The organism is Rhodococcus sp. Leaf233 (genome assembly GCF_001426165.1).
GTDB lineage: Bacteria > Actinomycetota > Actinomycetes > Mycobacteriales > Mycobacteriaceae > Rhodococcoides > Rhodococcoides fascians.
The window spans coordinates 99,446-117,948 of record NZ_LMRO01000012.1; the positions used below are offsets into that span (position 1 = coordinate 99,446).

At 64.1% G+C, this 18,503-nt stretch carries 18 protein-coding genes; 10 read left to right on the forward strand and 8 right to left on the reverse strand.

The genetic code is table 11. From position 1 onward, the window contains the following. Window positions 1-9: 9 nt before the first annotated feature. Together ASH04_RS20155 and ASH04_RS20160 are read right to left on the reverse strand one after the other, a co-directional pair. Window positions 10-2,367, reverse strand: coding sequence for a transketolase-like TK C-terminal-containing protein (locus tag ASH04_RS20155; protein WP_057474612.1), 2,358 nt, complete (start codon window positions 2,365-2,367; stop codon window positions 10-12). 237 nt (window positions 2,368-2,604) lie between these two features. Further along, window positions 2,605-3,234: a TetR/AcrR family transcriptional regulator gene (locus tag ASH04_RS20160; protein WP_027495446.1), complete on the reverse strand. Its 630-nt coding sequence runs from the start codon at window positions 3,232-3,234 to the stop codon at window positions 2,605-2,607. A gap of 118 nt (window positions 3,235-3,352) precedes the next feature. On the opposite strand from ASH04_RS20160, the gene ASH04_RS20165 reads away from it, so the two are divergent. Genes ASH04_RS20165 through ASH04_RS20175 form a run of 3 tightly spaced genes read left to right on the forward strand, consistent with a single transcriptional unit; the run spans window position 3,353 to window position 5,898 of the window. Further along, on the forward strand, window positions 3,353-4,333 hold the full coding sequence (locus ASH04_RS20165; protein WP_057474365.1) for an SDR family oxidoreductase: 981 nt from the start codon (window positions 3,353-3,355) through the stop codon (window positions 4,331-4,333). Further along, a complete protein-coding gene (locus tag ASH04_RS20170) occupies window positions 4,330-5,115 on the forward strand; it encodes an SDR family NAD(P)-dependent oxidoreductase (RefSeq protein ID WP_052063097.1) in 786 nt (261 codons plus the stop codon). The genes ASH04_RS20165 and ASH04_RS20170 overlap by 4 nt, the downstream gene beginning before the upstream one ends. Window positions 5,116-5,127: 12 nt before the next feature. Further along, window positions 5,128-5,898, forward strand: coding sequence for a TetR family transcriptional regulator (locus ASH04_RS20175; RefSeq protein ID WP_057474366.1), 771 nt, complete (start codon window positions 5,128-5,130; stop codon window positions 5,896-5,898). Here ASH04_RS20175 and ASH04_RS20180 read toward each other — a convergent pair. Further along, window positions 5,867-6,526 carry an enoyl-CoA hydratase/isomerase family protein gene (locus tag ASH04_RS20180; RefSeq protein ID WP_057474367.1) on the reverse strand — a complete coding sequence of 220 codons (660 nt, stop codon included), beginning with the start codon at window positions 6,524-6,526 and terminating at the stop codon, window positions 5,867-5,869. The genes ASH04_RS20175 and ASH04_RS20180 overlap by 32 nt on opposite strands. A gap of 28 nt (window positions 6,527-6,554) precedes the next feature. Next, window positions 6,555-7,178 carry a TetR/AcrR family transcriptional regulator gene (locus ASH04_RS20185; RefSeq protein ID WP_072692027.1) on the reverse strand — a complete coding sequence of 208 codons (624 nt, stop codon included), beginning with the start codon at window positions 7,176-7,178 and terminating at the stop codon, window positions 6,555-6,557. 154 nt (window positions 7,179-7,332) lie between these two features. Between ASH04_RS20185 and ASH04_RS20190 the strand changes: the two genes are divergently transcribed. The 3 genes from ASH04_RS20190 to ASH04_RS20200 are packed head-to-tail and all read left to right on the forward strand — an operon-like array spanning window position 7,333 to window position 10,693. Further along, window positions 7,333-7,968 carry a VOC family protein gene (locus tag ASH04_RS20190; RefSeq protein WP_032367048.1) on the forward strand — a complete coding sequence of 212 codons (636 nt, stop codon included), beginning with the start codon at window positions 7,333-7,335 and terminating at the stop codon, window positions 7,966-7,968. A gap of 26 nt (window positions 7,969-7,994) precedes the next feature. Next, window positions 7,995-8,921 (forward strand): fumarylacetoacetate hydrolase family protein, encoded by a 927-nt coding sequence (locus ASH04_RS20195; protein WP_057474368.1) that lies wholly within the window; start codon window positions 7,995-7,997, stop codon window positions 8,919-8,921. Continuing rightward, window positions 8,918-10,693: an FAD-dependent monooxygenase gene (locus ASH04_RS20200; RefSeq protein ID WP_057474369.1), complete on the forward strand. Its 1,776-nt coding sequence runs from the start codon at window positions 8,918-8,920 to the stop codon at window positions 10,691-10,693. Before ASH04_RS20195 ends, ASH04_RS20200 begins: the two co-directional genes overlap by 4 nt. A 14-nt stretch (window positions 10,694-10,707) precedes the next feature. Here the strand turns inward: ASH04_RS20200 and ASH04_RS20205 are convergent, their stop codons facing one another. Both ASH04_RS20205 and ASH04_RS20210 read right to left on the reverse strand, forming a co-directional pair. Beyond that, the gene (locus ASH04_RS20205) at window positions 10,708-11,418 is read right to left on the reverse strand and encodes a TetR/AcrR family transcriptional regulator (RefSeq protein WP_156394616.1); all 711 of its coding nucleotides are present in this window, start codon (window positions 11,416-11,418) and stop codon (window positions 10,708-10,710) included. Window positions 11,419-11,508: 90 nt separating this feature from the next. Then, a complete protein-coding gene (locus ASH04_RS20210) occupies window positions 11,509-12,729 on the reverse strand; it encodes an oxidoreductase (protein WP_057474371.1) in 1,221 nt (406 codons plus the stop codon). A 150-nt stretch (window positions 12,730-12,879) separates the two neighbouring features. On the opposite strand from ASH04_RS20210, the gene ASH04_RS20215 reads away from it, so the two are divergent. After that, the gene (locus ASH04_RS20215; RefSeq protein ID WP_057474372.1) at window positions 12,880-13,320 is read left to right on the forward strand and encodes a type II toxin-antitoxin system Rv0910 family toxin; all 441 of its coding nucleotides are present in this window, start codon (window positions 12,880-12,882) and stop codon (window positions 13,318-13,320) included. On the opposite strand, the gene ASH04_RS20220 is transcribed toward ASH04_RS20215, so the two are convergent. Continuing rightward, entirely contained in the window at window positions 13,307-14,077 is a 771-nt protein-coding gene (locus ASH04_RS20220) for a TspO/MBR family protein (RefSeq protein WP_057474373.1), read from the reverse strand. The genes ASH04_RS20215 and ASH04_RS20220 overlap by 14 nt on opposite strands. A 108-nt stretch (window positions 14,078-14,185) precedes the next feature. Here ASH04_RS20220 and ASH04_RS20225 point away from each other — a divergent pair, with 108 nt between their 5' ends. The 3 genes from ASH04_RS20225 (at window position 14,186) to ASH04_RS20235 (ending at window position 17,423) form a co-directional block, all read left to right on the forward strand. Then, complete coding sequence (locus ASH04_RS20225) at window positions 14,186-15,403, forward strand: lipase family protein (protein ID WP_057474374.1); 1,218 nt, start codon at window positions 14,186-14,188, stop codon at window positions 15,401-15,403. Between the two features lie 19 nt (window positions 15,404-15,422). Then, window positions 15,423-16,256, forward strand: a complete 834-nt coding sequence (locus ASH04_RS20230; RefSeq protein WP_032392133.1) for an alpha/beta fold hydrolase — start codon at window positions 15,423-15,425, stop codon at window positions 16,254-16,256. A gap of 84 nt (window positions 16,257-16,340) precedes the next feature. Further along, entirely contained in the window at window positions 16,341-17,423 is a 1,083-nt protein-coding gene (locus ASH04_RS20235) for a M20 family metallopeptidase (protein ID WP_032392132.1), read from the forward strand. On the opposite strand, the gene ASH04_RS20240 is transcribed toward ASH04_RS20235, so the two are convergent. Continuing rightward, window positions 17,384-18,409, reverse strand: coding sequence for a LacI family DNA-binding transcriptional regulator (locus ASH04_RS20240; RefSeq protein ID WP_027495434.1), 1,026 nt, complete (start codon window positions 18,407-18,409; stop codon window positions 17,384-17,386). The two genes, ASH04_RS20235 and ASH04_RS20240, sit on opposite strands and share 40 nt — an antisense overlap. Window positions 18,410-18,503 lie beyond the last annotated feature (94 nt).

Genomic DNA, 18,503 nt, shown 5'->3' on the forward strand with positions numbered 1-18,503 from the left:
CCCGCGGCACTACTGGCCGGTGACATCCAGAGCGGCACCGACGATCGAATCGGTGTCGATGTGATGATGCTTGTACACCTCGTCCAGAGAGCCCACCTGACCGAAGTTGCTGACGCCCAACGACGTCGACGCCACACGGTTCACCGTGGCCAGGAACGCCAGCGTGTGCGGATGGCCGTCGAGGACGGTCACCATCGGTGTCGCCCGATCGGCCGGCAACAGCTGATCGAGAATCCACGACTCCGCGTCGCCGTGTCCCTGTCGAGCCTGGACGGCTCGGTAGAGCTGGCCCGGGCTCGTGATGCACAGGACGTCCGCGAGAATGCCGATGCGCTCCAAACGTGCTGCGGCGTCCAGAGCTTCGGGCATGAGCGCACCCATCGCCGCGATCGTGACGGTGGCACCGTCTCGTCGGACGAGCGGGTAGCCGCCGGCCACCACCTGCTTGCGCCTGCGTTCGCGGGCCGCCGGATCGCTGGGCACGTCGGCCAACGTCTGATCGACCGGCCGGGTCGACAGGCGCAGGTACGCCGAGGTGCCGTCGGGGCGACCCAACTTGGCGATACTGGCGAGCAACGTCCACTCCACGTCGATGGCGAACGCCGGCTCGTACGAGATGCACCCGGGCTGCTCCAGACCGATCGATGGAGTCTTGATCGACTGGTGCGCACCACCTTCCGCAGCCAACGTGACACCCGACGGCGTACCGACCAGAATCGACTGACCGCCCGCGTAGATGCCGTACGACCACGGTTCGAGAGCGCGTTCGACGAACGGGTCGTACATCACCCCGATGGGGAACAATGGCTCTCCCCACCGACTCCACGTTGCACCCAGCTCGCCCATCAATCCGACCAGATTGGTCTCTGCGATACCGAGTTCCATGTGTTGACCGGTGGGACCCTCACGCCAGTGCATGATGGTTTCGGCATCGTCACCGAACCAGTCGTGCCGCTCCGACGACGACCAGACACCGACCTTGTTGACCCAACCGCCGAGATTGGTGGTGGAGCTGACGTCGGGACTGACCGTCACGACGCGTCGAGCCGCATCCGGGGCCTCACGCGTCAGGTCGATGAGGGTGCGGCCGAGCGCGGCCTGCGTCGTGGCCGTGCCCTTGGGAGTACGGCCGATGTCGGTGGGAACTGCAGGCGGTGCCGAGACGGGCACCGGCTCGCGGCGCAGCCGTTCGGCGACATCGGCGCACAACTGCCCGGCAGCTGTGGCGTCGTCGAAGCGGCCCCAGGGCGAGTCTGCATCCGTGCCGAGAGTCTCTGCGAGTGAGGCATATTCCTCGATCGTCAACAGGGAGGAATGGTTCTGCGGGTGCCCTTGTGTAGGGAGCCCGAAGCCTTTGACCGTGTAGGCGATGATGACCGTGGGCCGGGTGTCGTCGATCTGCGCATAGGCCTCGCGCAGCGCGTCGAGATCATGGCCGCCGAGATTGCGAATCGACTCGGTGAGAATCAGATCGTCGAGGTCACCGATGAGCGCGGTGATCGCCGCGGCATCGGAACCGTTGCCGGGCAGTCGATCACGCAATTCGGACGCCGAGCACCGCAACAGCCGCTGATACTCGGGATTGGGCATGTCGAGGATGCGGCGCCGCAAGGCGTCGCCCCCGGTACGCGCGAACAGGTTCTCGAGCAGCCGACCGAACCGCACGGTGATGACCTGCCAGCCTGCCGCGTCGAACATCTTCTCGAGGCGACGCGCCGCGATGTTCGGCACCACTCGGTCGAGGGACTGCCGGTTGAGGTCGACGATCCAGACGATCTCGCCCAACTCACCGATGCCCGGATCGATGACGGCTTCCCACACGGCACCCTCGTCGAGCTCGGCGTCTCCGACGAGCGAATACTGCCGTCCGCGAAACCCACTCGGGGTGTCTGCGGAAAATGCGGAGTCGACGAAGCGGCGCGACATTGCGCCCCAAATAGGTGCCGTCGCACCGATACCCACCGACCCCGTCGAGTAGTCGACGGTATCGGGATCCTTGGCGCGCGACGGGTAGGACTGCAGCCCACCGTACGAGCGCAGCGTCGTCAAATACTTCTCGTCCAGCTCACCGAGAAGGTAGTTGATGGCGTGCAGCACCGGCGACGCGTGCGGCTTGACCGACACTCTGTCGCCTGCTTCGAGCTGCTCGAACCACAGCGAGGTCATGATGGTGACCATCGACGCACACGACGCCTGATGACCGCCCACCTTGAGACCCGTCGGATTGGGCCGGATTCGGTTGGCGTGGTGGATCATCGATGTCGACAACCACAGCACCCGCTCGGAAATGTCGTGCAGGGTTTCGCGCCCTCCGGTGACCGAATCACCGTCGGTCGAATTGCCGGAGGTCGAGCTGAGGCTGGTCATGGCGAGCACTCCTGAAATAGGCGACGAAAGATTGCATCGAGTGGACGTGGCGGGACCGGATGGGTCCCGTCACTCCATGAGGCAAGCGTTCGGATTGCGAAGCGCCGAGTCAGTCGCGTCTGTGATGCAACCGGCGTCAGTCGACCAGAACCCGGCGGGCTGCGCAATAGAAGTCATCGACATTGAGCAATCTGCGCAATTTTCGGAATCGGCCTTTGCGGTTTCTGGTCGACCTGATCACCGCGGCCCGGCACCTCGGCGAGTCGCGGAATCGATGACAGCTTCGAATGCGTCGACGATCAGCGCGACCGACTCGTCCAGATCGAGATCCGCCGTCTCGAAGAAGGCATCGGCGGTTCGATCGAGAAAGCCTGTCCACCCTGAAATCGCAACAGCGACCAGCGGCGGCAACGGATCCGGGAGTTCGGCCAGGGCTGCGACCTGACGCTCGCCCTCGGCCCGAGCTTGCCGGAGGGCGCTCTCGACGCCTGCCTCACCGAATTCCTCCTCGCGCACCACCCGCAGGTAGAGCGCGCGGTGATCCCGCAGAAACTCGATGTGCCGTCGGACAAATCCTTCCAGCCGAGCTCGGACGGTCCGCTCCTCGGACTGAGGCCCCTGCGCGTCGGACAATTTGCCCAGAACGTCGGCCAGTGCGGCCTGCACCAGGCCCTGCTTGTCGGTGAAGTAGTAGAAGAGCAACCCGTGCGCCACACCCGCTCTGCGCGAGATCGCCGCCGCACTGATGTCTGCGCTGGCACCTTCGGAGATCATCTCGATCGCGGCGTCGATCAACGCCTGACGGCGATCGCGACGTGGGCGGGCGCGCCGCGACTGCTCTGCATCGTCGACGTCGTTCGAGGGCACCGTCCGAGACTAATGCAGATCGAGTCGGCATTTGCGTCGACCTCTTGCGTTATTTGCGGCGCATCTGCAATATATGCAACAGAGCCGGAGTTGCCGCGCTCACCATCGAGGAGGTCCGATGATCACAGTGACCAGTGCCGCAGGCGGGATCGGACGGTTGCTCGTCCGGCAGCTGACCGCGCAGAAGATGCCCGTCCGCGCTGTCGTGAAGAACGACAGCCAGGCTGCGACCACCCGTCGAGACGGGGCAGCCGAGGTCGTCGTGGGCGATCTGCGGTCGCCCGACACGCTCGACAGAGCCCTGGCCGGAGCCGACGTGCTCTATCACGCGGCACCGACCCAGGTCATCGACGAAAGACCGATCATCGAGCACCTGATCGCGACGACTCCGGCAAGTGGGTTGCAGCACATCGTGTTTCACTCCGTGATCCATCCGGACCTGCATCAGCTGACACACCACCACCAGAAGGACATCGCCGAGGGCCTGCTCCGCGACAGCGAAATCCCCACCACGATTCTCAGGCCCTCGCACTACATGCAGAACTACTTGGAAGTGTGGGAGTTCCTGCAGGCGGGCGTCATGCCGTACCCGGTGTCGCCGGACAGTGTGATGGGTGTCGTCGATCTCGCCGACGTCGCCGAGGCCGCGGCGAACGTACTGATCGACCCGTCGCCGCACACCGGCCGCACCTACGACCTGTCCACGGTCGAACTCACCCGACACCAGATGGCCGAGATCTGGTCACGCGTGCTGGGGCATGCGGTGACCGCCATCCGAATCCCGCCCTCGTCGTTGACCAACTCGCTCGACGTGCTGCCTGCACTCCCCACCGTCATCGGTCACGCCGTGCGATCGACGAAAGTCAATTCGCTCGGGCACCTCGTTCGCGGCGCGCAGGCCGCCTCGAACCCCCGCGACATGAAGAATTGGCCGGAAGACGCACGTCAGGCGTATCGCACGATGATGACCCATTACGACGGCCACGGTCTGCCCGCGGGAGACCTGACGGTTCTTCCGACCCTGCTCGGACGAGCACCCACCTCGTACGAGGAGTTCGCCCGGCGCTCGGCCGCTGAGCTCGGGCGCTCGGACCGATGAGCCGCAGGGCTTTTCGCTACAGTCCGGGCCGCTCGCTGGTCACCGGCGCGAGTTCCGGAATAGGCGCCGAGTTCGCGCGCGTGCTGGCCGCCCGCGGCTCCGATCTGGTGCTCGTCGCCCGACGGGAGGATCGTCTGACAGCGCTGGCGGACGAGGTCGAATCGACCTACGGTGTGCGCTGCCGAACAGTGCCCTGGGACCTGTCGGAGGAGGCCAGTGGTCGGCGGCTCCGCGCCATCGTTCCCGAGCGCATCGACCTCATCGTCAACAACGCAGGATTTGCGGTCCAGGGACCGTTCGTCGACGGCGACGCCGACGATTTCGAGCGGCTCGTCGCCGTCGACATCCGCGCGGTCGTGGACATCTGCTCGGCGTTCCTGCCGGGCATGATCGCCCGCACAGCAGGCACCATCGTCAATGTAGCCAGCACGACGGCATTCCAACCTGTCCCGACTCTTGCCGTGTATGCGGCCGCGAAAGCCTTCGTGCTGAGCTTCAGCCAGTCGCTGTGGTACGAAGCAGCGCAACACGGAGTCAGAGTGTTCGCACTCAACCCCGGCCCCACCCACACCGAATTCTTCGACGTCATAGGCGATTCGGCCACAGCCACCGGCACCTACCAGACACCGGCCGACGTCGTCGCCACCGCCATGAAGGAACTCGACGCCAAACGGTCACGGCCGCACGTTATTTCGGGTCGCCGCAATGCTCTGCAGGCGGCGATGGCGGGTATCGTCCCCGCACGAGTTCTACTCCCGGCCCTCGCACGAATGCTGCACTAGACTGTCACGATCATGGCCAGGGTCTCGAGATTCACACTCGCCGATCGCCGAGAGGCGGTGGCACGGGCATTCGGGGGTTCCGAAAGCCCGGCAGCCGTGGCTACGGACTTGGGCATCCACACCACCACGCTGTACCGCTGGGCCGGGTCGTCGGCCACGGACGAACCCGGGCCCGCACCGACACGCCTCATCGAGGCCACCCAGGAACTGCTTCGGCACGCCGACTATGCAGACATCACGATCGAAAGTGTCGCTGCGCAATGCGGTCTGGCCCCCCGAACGGCCTTCCACCACTTCCCCAACAAACGCCAACTCTTTCAGGCCGCCGTCGACGACGCCGCCACCGTTCTGATCGAACGCATCCGTGAACGGTCTGCGGACGCCGGCTGGCCGAGCACCCCACTCGAGCAGCTGCAGACATTTCTGCGAATAGCTGCCGAGAGCATCTACGAGACACCGCGCACGCACGTGCTGTTCCGCAATCTCGGGGTCCCGAAATCCGAAGGCACAGCGGAGCGTTGGCACGACAGCTTCGTCGATGCCATCACCGAACTACTCCGCGCCGCTGCCGAAGCAGGGCAGATCGACAGTGCCACAGACCTCCCTGCCTCAGCCCGACTGCTCACGGGTGCCATGCGCGGCATCCACACAGCGGTGTTCGACGGTGCCGACGCCGACACGGCTCTGACCCTCGTCGGCCGTATTCACCTTCTGATCCCGCCTGCGCGGCGCGACGCGACCGACTACGACGTCACTGTCGGCCCTGACGCAGCGCAGCGGTGACCGACGCGAACATGGTCGTCTTGATGGCTCCGATGGTGGCTTTGTCCTTACCGGCAATTGCCGAGAGCCGCTCCAGCGCAGCATCGATCACCGAGTCCTCGGCCGCTACGCCGTCGACGAGACCTGCAGTGAGGGCCTCCGCGCTCCCGTACCGATGTCCCGTGGTCATTGCGACCATGGCCGTCTGCGGAGAGAGCTTCGCCTGAATCAGAGCGGACATGCCGGGAGTGAAAGGGATGTTGATATCCGCTTCTGGAAAGCAGTAGTAGCCGCGATCCTCGCGCATGAAGCGGTAGTCATGGGCAATGGCGAACATTGCTCCGGCACCGAAACTGTGCCCGTTGACCGCCGCGGCGGTGGGTATCGAAAACGTGAGTATTCGGGCGAACAGCGTCTGCACTCGATCGACGTACCAATCGGCGCGATCACCATGGGCCATCAGCCAGTCGAGGTCCAGTCCGTTGGAGTAGAACTTGCCCGCTCCTACCGTGATCAGCCCGCGCGCCGACCGCTCTATCTGGTCCAAGTGGGCGTCGACCGCATCGAGCCAGTCCGGTGAGAATCGATTCTCGTCCGAGCCGAGCGTCAAAATCGCTATGTCACTGCGAACTTCTAGCGTAGGAGTCATCGTGAGCTACCTTTCGAGGGTGCCGAGGCTATGAAGACTTCGGCGGTGGAGGGGGCGGAGGAAGAGTGAGGACGCCGCGCACGGCGGCAGCGAGTCGTTCGCGCACCGATGCGTCTGGCGCACGGCGACCCCGCAGGAGCAACGCGGCAGGGAGCTCGACGGTGCAATCCTTGATCACGGCTACGGCCGTGCGATCCGCTCGGTTCCACATCTCGGTCGACAACCGCACGAACAACTCGACGAGCGTCGAATCGAGCATACGAAGGTCGTCGGCAAGCGCGTCCGGAATATCGTTCGAGCCCAACAACTCTCGACGCGACACAATCATGAGAAACTGTCCGGCCGTCGGATGATCGAGTAGAAAGCGCGCCGGCGCATCCGCAGCAGCCACTATTGCGTCCACCGCGGTGCCCGTCGCCAATGCGTCGTCCACGGACCCTCGCTGCACGGTGAGCATGCGCTGCGCGCCGCGCAACCACACTCGGCCGAGGAGTCCGGCCCGCGACCCGAACGCGTGGTAGATCGCCCCGTTGGACACCGAGGTCAGCTCAGACAACGCGCGAATGGTGACCGCGGCCGGGCCCGACTCGACGGCCAACGCCTCGGCCACATCCAGTAGGTGGTCGAGATCGTGCACGCGTGGGCGGGGCATGACGTGACCGTAACAGAGCAACTGCTCTGTTACAACGACACGCTCGACACCGCACCCATTCCGGATTTTCGACTGACCATCAGTCAATTTATTGACTGACAGTCAAACTGCACTTAATCTGGATCACACTCCGATCGCGACGAAAGGTCGATTCATGAGCGCAACGCACGATGCACCGACGATCGAGACGCAACGGGTCGCACCCGACTACATCGCGCATTGGGTCGTCAAATCTGCGCGAACCGAGGAGATGGTGCGCTGGTACGGCACAGTGTTCGGGGCCGAGATCGCCTACCAGGACGACGAGATCACGTTCTTGACCTGGGACGACGAGTCGCATCGACTCGCGATCATCGCCGTGCCCAAGCCGGTGAAGTTCCTGTTCCCCTTCGCCAAGCTGCGGCGCAAGGCCTACGGCATCGATCACATCGCCCTGACGTTCCGATCGCTGGAACGACTGCTGGAAAACTACGTGCGGCTCAAGCGCCAGGGCATCCTTCCCGTGTGGTCCATCAACCACGGGCCGACGATCTCGCTGTACTACGAGGACCCGGACGGTATTCGGCTCGAGTTCCAGGTGGAGAACTTCGACCCCGATCACACCGCGGCCTTCTTCTTCACCGAGGAATTCGCGCGCAATCCCATCGGCGTCAACATCGACCCCGACTACCTCCTCAGCCGACTCCGCAACGGAGCGACCCACGAGGAACTGCGGCAGCGTGAGGCCGGAACCAGGCCCGGCCGGCCGGTGATCGCCAACAAGAAGACCATCACACCGAAAACTTTGTGACCGATTGCTAGGGGGGATCGAAAGTTATGCCCATCAACATCATTCGAACCACGGACGGCTGGTGGCGTCTCGACGACGACCAGGCAGTCAGGATCGACACCACCGCGCAGACCACCCGTCAGCTACTGGCCGACCGCACTGCTATCGACGCCGCGTCGGGGGCAGGCACGAACGTCGCCGAGCTCCGGCTCGTCTCGCCCATCACCGCACCCTGCCGAGTGGTGGCGCAGTTGCTGAACTACCGATCCCATGCGATCGACGCCGGCTCGGACCCGAAAACCCTGCAGCCGACGTTCTTTCGTAAGTCGTCCGCGTCGATCAGTGGCCCGAACGATCCCATTCGGCAGCCACCGGAGGTAGCTCTGCTCGACTACGAAATCGAGCTGGGCGTGGTGGTCGGTGCCGATATCCCCATCGGGACAACCGTCACCGACGACAACCTCGCGTGCTACGTGGCGGGCTTCGTCGTGGCCAACGACGTGTCGGCTCGGGAGATCCAGTTGACGAAAGTGCAGGTGTACGAGAGCAAGTCGTATCCCACCTTCACCCCACTCGGCCCTCGGCTGGTGCTGCTCGACAAAGACGAGCTGCGACGACTGCCCGAGCTACGGATGACGTTGGCGGTCAACGGGGAGATCCGTCAGGACCAGACCATCGGCGACGACCTCATCACTCCTCCCGCCGAGGCCTTCACCAGACTGGCCCGTTTTCAGAACATGACCGCAGGCGACGTCCTGCTGACCGGAACTCCGATCGGCACGGCAATCTCCGCGCCGCCCAAGGTGATCCAGAAGATCGGTGAACTCATCCCGCCTGCGCTGAAGTGGAAGTTCTTCTTCGCACGCCAAGCCAAGAACCCGAAATACCTTTCCGTCGACGACGTCGTCACTGCCACCATCCGCACTCCGGACGGGTCGATCGACCTGGGGACCCAGGAAACCGTCGTCCGATGAGCACTCCCGTCGTCATCATCGGTGCCGGTCCGGCGGGTACCACTGCAGCGCTTCTGCTGGCGCGCAGGGGTATTGGAACGGTACTGCTGGAGCGTCGGACCAGTCCGTTGTTCCATCCGGCGGCTCACGTGATCAATGCTCGGACGCTGGAGATATGGAACGAGTACAGCCCCGAACTGGCCAAGTCGATAGCGGCGATGTCGCCTCCGCACGAACAGGTCAATCTGATCAGCTGGTACGGTGACCTGGCCGGAGACGCGATCGGGTCGATCGATCTGCTGTCCGATCCCGAACGCAAAGCCATCGTGGAAAGCCAGAGCCCGTACATGGTGTCGCACATCGGCCAGCACATTCTGATGCCCGTGCTGTGGGACGCCGTGGACGCCGAACCGCTGATCGAATTTCGCCGCGGAGTCTCCGTCGAATCGGTCGAATCGAACTCCGGTGACGCGCGCATCGCCTTCCGCACCCTCACGGGTGACGCCGCCGAAGTACGTGCGCCGTATGTGCTCGCCTGCGACGGTGCCAACAGCGCGACCCGCGACGCAGCCGGGATATCGCTGACCGGACCGGTACTCGCCAACATGGGCAGTGCGTTCTTCACGTCGAACACACTGTTTCCTGACGACGCGCGTCCGCTGTTGAGTTGGATCTACACCCCGGACCTGTGCGGAGTGCTCATCTCGCACGCCGACCACCGCTACATCCTGATGACGGCCTATCTGCACCCCGCGCAGGAGATCGCCAGGAACGGCCGCCGATTCTGGGAGAAGACGCTACCGAAGGCGTTGGGTACGAACGACTTCACGCTCGAATCGACGGGCACGTGGGTGATGACGTCTCAGACGGCCGACACCTTCCGCCACGATCGGCTCCTGTTGCTGGGCGATGCCGCTCACCGCTTTCCGCATACCGGCGGCTTCGGGCTCAATTCCGGAGTGCAGGATGCCCACAACCTCGCGTGGAAGCTCGATGCCGTGCTCTCCGGTGCGGCAGGCCCGGAGCTGCTGGACACCTACGACACCGAGCGCCGCCCGGTGGTGGAGAAGTTCGCCGAACAGAGCGTGGCCAACCACTTCCGCATGGACGACATCGGCAAGCGGGTCGGGATCACCAACGCCATGCTGGCCAAGGCAACTCAAGCCATGGGCCGGGCACCACTGAACAAGATTCCGGGCCGACTGATCGCGCCCATCGCGGCTGCAGCAACCCGCAAGCAGATGAGTCGGTCACGAAGCCTGCGCCCGGACGTCCCCGGGTCGGCGGAACTGCGTGCCCAAATTGCCGCGGCGATTCCACTGCAGTTGGAGCATTTCGTCTCCACCGGCCTGCAATTCGGCTACCTCTACGACAGTCCACTGATCGCCCAGGACGCGTCGACGAAGCCCGTGGAAGATGTTGTCGATTACGTGCCCACCACGTACCCCGGTGCGCGAATGCCGCATGCGCTCGTCTCGGTCGACGGGCAACTCGTCTCGCCGCACGACGTGTTGGACCCGAACATGTTGACCCTGTTCACCTTCGATGGTTCTGCGTGGGAGCCGGTGGTGGAGAGTATGCATGATGCACGCCCGGGTATGTCGCTCGTCGTGCTGGACACACCCGTCGGCGTCGATCGCAACGAACTGATATCGCTGTACGAGGTAGGTGAGACCGGAGCGGTACTCGTCCGACCCGACGGTCACGTTGCCTGGCGTACCGACGATTCAGGGAGTTCGCTGTCCGACTTCCTCGAAACGCACTGGAGGAAGTACTACGCCGAGACCGTGTGACAGGCAAGGAGTTGTCAGGGCCGGGAATCGATGCCAGATCGATTCCCGTTACCGAGGATCGTGGCCACTGCGGCGTCCACCGAGACACTGGAGTCCAGTATCGACACCGATTCGAGGCACCCCGCGACAAGGTGGATCAGCATCTCGACGACCGTGTCGATCTCGAAAGCGCTCTCGTCTTCCAGCCACCTGACCGTGGTCTCGTCGATGGCAGCGACGGCGGCCCGCCCGGCCATAGCGATCGCAGTATTGTGCGGATCGAGACCGAGCAGCATCGCCCCGGCTGTGAGAACGCCGGCCCGAGCTTCCTCGAATACCTGCCACGCCTCCGGATCGGCCCCTCGTCCGCCCAGCACCATGCGGAGCGCCAGGCCCCGATGAGTGCGGAGATACGTGAGATGAGCTTTTAGCGCCGCACGCAACTGCACGTCGGGTTCCGCATCCGGGAGATCGACGAACGACTGGGACAACCCGTCGGCCGTCGCACGCATGGCCTCGAGATAGATGCCCCGCTTGTTACCGAAGTAGTGAAACAAGAGGCCGTGCGCGACATCGGCGGCCTCGACTATCTCGGTGACACCGACCTTGTCGTAAGGGTTCTCGGCGAAGAGGGCAACCGCGGTGTCGATCAACCGTCGACGAGTCTCCGCCGCCTGCGCAGAGCGCGCCTGCTTTCTCGACGAGGCCTCCGGCACTGTAGATCCCATCTCATCGCGTCGGCTCACGGCACCTCCGTGAAACACTGACGAGCTTAGGCCATCGGCCCGGGCACGACGCGCGTCGACGTATAGGGCTTCATCATGGGCGGTCTCGATTCAGATGATCGGGGTGATGTGGTCGTGCAGTTCGACCCCCAGCAGCGCCTTGCCGTAGGTCTCGATCGACACTCGCGGCAGCATCACCGCATGTCGTGCTCCGACATTCGAGTCACGCCAGATACGTTGCAGCGCATTGACATCTGCGAATGCTCCCGCTCCGGTGGCGTCCAACAGAACGTTCAACGCCTCGTTGATGCTGCGCAGTGCTGTTGCCGCGTCCCCGCGCACCCGTGCGCGTGAGAGCAAATCCGGATATTCAGCTGCGTCGGCCCACCGCATCACGTCGTCGGCGGCGCGATAGGCGTGCAGATGGGCGGTGTCTATCTTCAGCGCGGCCTCGGCAACCATCATCTGAAAGGCGACCGAATCGGCTTGGCGGTCGAACACCGTGTAGGCCAAGGACTTCTCTGCCGCTTTGGTTCGTACCAATTCCAAAGCAGCTCGGCCCATTCCGAGCTGTGGACCCACCAGAACCATCACCAGCATCGGCCCGAACGCGGACCGCGCGAAGGCCGAATCCGTGCGTTCGGCGACATACGATCCGCTGAAAGCCCCCATCATCGACAGCATCCGATGCTCGGGCACGAACACATCTTCGGCCACGACGGTGTTGCTGCCGGAGGCTCGCATGCCCGCCACGTACCAGGTGTCGTCGACGCGATAGTCGCTACGAGGGATCAGCGCCATGCCCTGATCCATCACCGATCCGTCTTCGTCCTCGATCACCACACCGCCCGTGCACCACGTCGAGTGCAGGCTCGCCGACGCGTACGGCCACTGACCACTGACCCGATACCCACCCTCCACCGGCTTCGCGACGGCCGTGGGCGACACGACGCCCGAAATGATGACGTCGGGCCCATCGGCATACACCTCCGCCTGCGCCCGCTCGGAGAACAAACCCAGCGCCCAATGGTTGACGTTGGACAACGTGGTGACCCAGGACGCGCCACCATCACCTTCGGCAACAGCGGCAGAGACGTCGAGCATCGTGCGTAGGCCGGATTCGAGTCCACCGAACCGGGTCGGTGCCGCGACCCGAAAGGCGCCCGCTCGCCGGAGGGCGTCGACGGTGTCGTCGGAGAGCCGACGGGCCCGCTCGTTCTCGGAGGCACCCTTCTTCAGCTCGGGCAGCAACGCGCGCACATTGACCAACACGGCTGCGCCGCTGTCGATGGGGTGGTTCTCGAGAACGGGCGGATTTGTGGCGGCAGTCATGGTGTTCCCTTAGATTCGGCCCCGAGTCACTGAGGCGGCAGGAGATCTGAGTCACCCGACGGTACGAGTTGGTTGACTCGAAGTCAACGTTGACATCAAGTCAACAATGGTGCGTAATCGTCAGGAACATCCGCCATCGAAAGGACCGTGATGACTACGACGACCACCATGAGCCGAGACATCGCCGCCTCGCCCGAGAAGGTCTGGGACACCGTCTCGGACGTCACCACGTTCGAGCACTGGCATGCCTTGCACGTCGGGTGGGAGGAACTACCACCGCAGACCATCGCGGTCGGAGCGGTGATGGTCGAAAAGATCAAGGTTGCGGCATTGGTCGACACCATCACCTTCGAGGTGAAAGCATTCGACCCGCCGCACGAAATCATCTTCGACGGCAAAGGATCGACCGGCTCGAAAATTCACATGCGCGTGGAATGCCAAGCGTCAGGCGAGAATACGACCGTCACCATCGACCTCGTCGTGTCCAGCCCGTTGCTGGTCGGGCCCATCGGCAAAGCGCTACAGGGGACATTCAAGAAGCGGCTCGGAGAAACCCTCGACGGACTCTCGACCTATGTCACACAGCCCTGACGCGGCGATGGACCGTCGACCGCCGTGATCGGAGCCTGATTCCCACCGTCACGACGGCGACGATCGCTGCGGCACATACAGCCGTCCATCCGACCGTGGCGTTCGTCAGCTCGCCGCCGAGACGCCCCTGCGCCAGCCATCCCAGTCCCCACACGATGGCGAGCATCGGAGCGGTCGCTCCGTTCGAGTAACGCGCCAGAGTCACCCCGACCATTGCTGCGACGGCCAGTACAACGACCGCCCAGACCGTCGCGCCACCGGTGACTCCGAGATCGACCAGCCACGCCGAGATGTTGGCGACGGTGGCCACGCACACCCACCCGAGATAGAGACCCATCGTGCCATCGGTGATCACCGCGTCGACCACGGATGCCGGGCGCTGCTGTTGCAGGAGTACGAAGACGCGCACGAGAGCGGCCAACAGCGCGACGATGACCACCACGCTGAGCCACACCTGCCCGAACTGAATCGCAAGAATCCACGCAGGATTGAGCAACATCGACGCGATGACCGGCGCCCGCAAGCCGTCGTGACGTGCAGTTCGACCGGGTAAGAACTGCCAGACGGCATAGACGATGAGACCGGTGTAGATCACCGACCAGATCGAGAACGCGGGACCAGCGGGAGCCACCAGCGTCGACGTGGCACTGAGCGCCCCGCCGGCCGCCTCGGCAATGGGCGTCCCTACCCACGCGCCGGAGCCGAGAAACGACACCACAACCGCTACGACCGCACTGACAACGACGCCAATCCTCATGGCTGCGTTAGTCCCCGAAAATCAGAAGCGACAAACCCTGAACTGCGATGCCGGTGATTCGATGTTGGCATTGTCCTAATGTCGACCGACGTCTGGTAGACACGCGGCATGCCCGCATCCATTGCCCTGCCGTCTCGCCGAGTCTTCGCAGCTGCGTGTGGGCTCACGCTGGTGACGGCCGTCGGATGCAGTTCGTCGCCCGCTGCGCCCGAGTCACCCGCGCCCGCAACGACGTCCGCAGCACAGTCGCAGTACGAGCTCACGGGCACTGCGGGGACGCTGCTCGAATCGGAGGATTTCGGGTCCCGCTCGGCCAGGCTCACTGCGACGGGTGCGACCGTCTATCGCTTCGTGTACGAGTCGACATCCGGTGTCGATGATTCTGCGACTGCGGTCTCCGGTGTCGCCGCTGTTCCACCCGGTACACCTCCAGCAGGTGGATGGCCCATCGTCGTCTACGGCCACGGCACCACCGGCGTACAGGCCGACTGCGGGCCCTCCCTCTACCCCGACCTACTCGGATTGGATTCCACGGTCGAGGCTTTCACCGAACTCGGCTACGTCACGGTGCTACCCGACTATCAAGGACTCGGCAGCGGAGACGGCACCCACCCGTACCTGGAGCCGCGCACTGCGGGCCACAACATGATCGACGCGGCTCGCGCCGTCCACAACGCCCTGCCCGAGACCTCTGCTCGGTGGGCGGCCGTTGGACTGTCACAGGGCGGGCAAGCTGCTTGGGCTGCAAACGAATTGAACTCCAGCTATGGGGAGGGGCTGGAACTGATCGCCTCGGTCTCACTGTCCCCGCCCACGGATCTGACACCGCTTGCGCGTGCCGCCAAGGACGGCACCCTGACCACACCGCAGAAAGGGCTGCTGCCGTACCTGCTCTACGGGGCGCAACAGGTCGATCCCACCCTCGACCCTCGGGACTACAGCGGCACGGTGGCCCAGACCAACGCAGAACTGCTACTCGCGTGCCAGGGCACGAACACCGCAACCAAGGAGCGCGCGGTCAGCGAGATGGCACCGACGGAGTTCGCACCGAGATCCCCCGACGCAGAACAGAAGCTGTTCGATCTGATCGGCCGCTACACCCTCCCTCAGGTACGAACCACCGTGCCGATGTTCGTCGCCTACGGTGCGCGCGACGACATCGTGCTACCGCAGTGGACGGCCGACGCCGTCCGCGCAGCGTGTGCGCTCGGCGATCGGGTTGTCGCTCAGGAACAAACAGAGCAGGGACACAATGTGAGCGACGACGCGGCCATGCAATTCCTCGCTGCCGAATTCGCCGGTGCATCGGTTCCCAGCACGTGCTGACCAACGAAAGGATTCTTCGGTGAGCGAGAGGATCGCACGCTACACCCATGACGGACTCGAGTTCGACGTCCTCGACCAGGGACCTCTGGACGGACCGATTATGTTGCTGCTGCACGGCTTTCCCGAACGTGCCGCGTCGTGGTCCGCCGTGATGAACGAGCTGAACGAGGCGGGGTTCCGAACAATCGCGCCCGATCAGCGCGGGTACTCGCCGGGTGCCCGACCCAAACGCCGACGCGACTATCGCGTCGGTGCGCTCGTCGACGACATCGTGGCCCTCATCGACACGATCGGATCCCCGGTGCATCTGGTCGGCCACGACTGGGGAGCGATGATCGCGTGGGTCACCGCAGGCCGACGCCCGGATCTGGTGTCGTCGCTGACGGCATTCTCCGTCCCGCATCCGGGGTCGTTCATGACGGCTCTGCTCACCTCGCGACAGATACTCCACTCCTGGTATTTCGCGTTCTTCCAACTGCCGGTGCTCCCCGAGAAATGGATGACACGGCCTGGCCAGAGGGCCGAAAAGTGGTATGAGAAAAGCGGTATGAATGCGGACGACCTGGAGCGCACGCGCACGGACGTCGTCGACTACGGCGCACTTCCCTACGCTGTCACCTGGTATCGCGGACTGCCGTTCTCCAACCCTGGTATCGGCCGTCTGCGCATCACAGTGCCGACATCGATGGTGTGGAGTGACGGCGACACCTTCATCAGCCGCTCGGCCATCGAACGCGCACAACAGTACGTCGATGCCCGCTACACCCTGACAGTGCTTGCCGGAGTGACACATTGGATCCCGACTCAGGCACCGACCGAGGCCGCGCAGGCAATCATCGCCAACGCCTCATAGATGCCTGCGGCAGTGGTGCGGTTATGTGCCCTCTGCGGCGCTCTGCCGCACCACTGCCGCAGGCACCACGGGCATACTGGAGTCATGGATTCCGTCGGACTTCTCACCGAACTGGTCACCCAGCCCACTGTGTCGGGTGATCCCCGTCCCCAGCGCTCGTCGATGGACGAAATCGTGTCCGTGCTCAGGGCCCGCGTCGGTGACCTTGCCATCGACGGCGATCCGGATGGTCCCCACCCATGGCTGTTGATCACCAATCCCTCCCCGCCGACGTCGACGCGGTTGATGTTCGCGTGCCACGTGGACACCGTGCCGGCGGGTGATCTGTCGAATTGGCAGTTCGATCCCTTCGCTGCAGATATCGAACACGGTGTTCTCCGTGGCCGCGGCACCTCGGACATGAAGGCCGGGCTTGTTGCCGCCACCGCTGCGGTGATGGACGCCTTCGACAACGGGGTTCCTGCCGCCCTGTTGCTCACCAGCGACGAAGAGATCGGGTCACTCGGTGCGCGTGCCGCTCGCCACGCCGTCGCCGAGTGCGCCGTAGGAGCGGTCGTGGTTCCCGAGGCAACGGGAAATCGCGTCCATCTGGGGCATCGAGGTGCGTTGTGGGTCGATGTGACCACCAAAGGCATTGCAGCACATGGAAGTACTCCGCATCGGGGTGAGAGTGCAATCATGAAACTGGTCGACGTGTTGGCACGAGCCCGCACCGAGCTCCCGCTGTCTACGGATCAGTTCCTGGGCGCCGAAACGTTCAACGTGGGATTGATCGACGGCGGCTCGGCACCCAACATCGTTCCTGACACCGCACACGTCGTCGTCGACCATCGCACCGTCGGGGACGGTTCGGCACTGCTGTCCTGGTGGCGCGATCAACCCGAGGTCGATCACGCCGACGCTCGCATCGATCTGCCCGGAGTTCGCACACCCCAAGGCGACCGATGGGTGGATGGCCTTCCGCATACCGTTGCTACAGAACCGGTCACGTACTTCACCGACGCGTCCATCATCGGATCCGCTGCCCCCGGTGCCCCTATTGTCGTGTGGGGGCCGGGGACGCCGGCACTGATGCACGCCGCCGACGAAACCGTCACGCTCGACGAACTCGATGCGGCGATCGTGGCCTACACCGCGGCGACGCGTGCGTGGCCGACCGTCGACTGACGGACCACCAACTCCGGCTGCAACGCGATGTGCGCAGTGCCGGTGTGATCGCTGTTCATGGCCTGATCCAGTAGGCGAGTGGCCTCCGCAGCGATTCGTTCCTGCGGTTGCCGGATAGTGGTCAGCGGCGGATTGCTCAGTGCAGAGAACGGAATGTCGTCGAACCCGGTGACCATCACATCGCCCGGGACCGACAATCCCAGAGCCTGGCAGCTCTGCAGCACCCCGAGGGCGATCAGGTCGTCCGCACCCACCACCGCATCGGGCCGCGTGGGAGAAGCGAGGATCGAGCGCGACGACTCACGCCCCCAGTCGATCGAATAATCACCCAACAACGTCCACTCGTCCCGCGTCCGAATCCCCACGCGCTCGGCATGGCGGAAGAAGCCCGCGCGCCGCAACTCCGTCGACGAATTGGTCAGCTCGGAACTGATGAATGCGGCACTCCGAACACCCTGTGCAGCAAGGTGATCCATGATCAGGCCCTGAGCGGCATCATCATCGACGCCGACCCAATCGGTATGAGTATCGAGAGCGAAGCGGTCGAGCTGAACCACAGGGATCGCACGGGCCGACGCACGAACGGCCTCGGCGGAACGTTCTCCATGGCACGGGCTGATGATGATGCCGTCGACCTGACGCGAGACCAGACTACGTAGCCGTTGCGCCTCTACTTCAGGATCCGATCGCGAATCGCACAGGAACAGCTGCAGTCCACGCTGCGAGAGAACGTGTTCGACGTTGACGACGAGCGAGGTGAAGAACGGGTTGGCAATACTGGGCACCACCATCCCGACCGTGTCCGTGCGGTTGCGGCGCAGAGAGCTGGCGATGATGTTGCCCGAATAGCCGAGTTCGGCCGCCGCCTGCCGAATACTCGCGGCAACGTCGTCCGACACCGGACGTGACCCCGAGAGCGCCCGAGACACCGTGGCTGTCGAGACGCCCGCGCGCTCCGCGACGTCACGAATGGTTGCTTTGCGCATCCAACTCCTACTCTCGCGTGTGAACCGAGGCTAGCGAACCGCACGGTCGCTTGCGATGCTGTTTACACAGTATAGGTAATCGTTTACATAAACG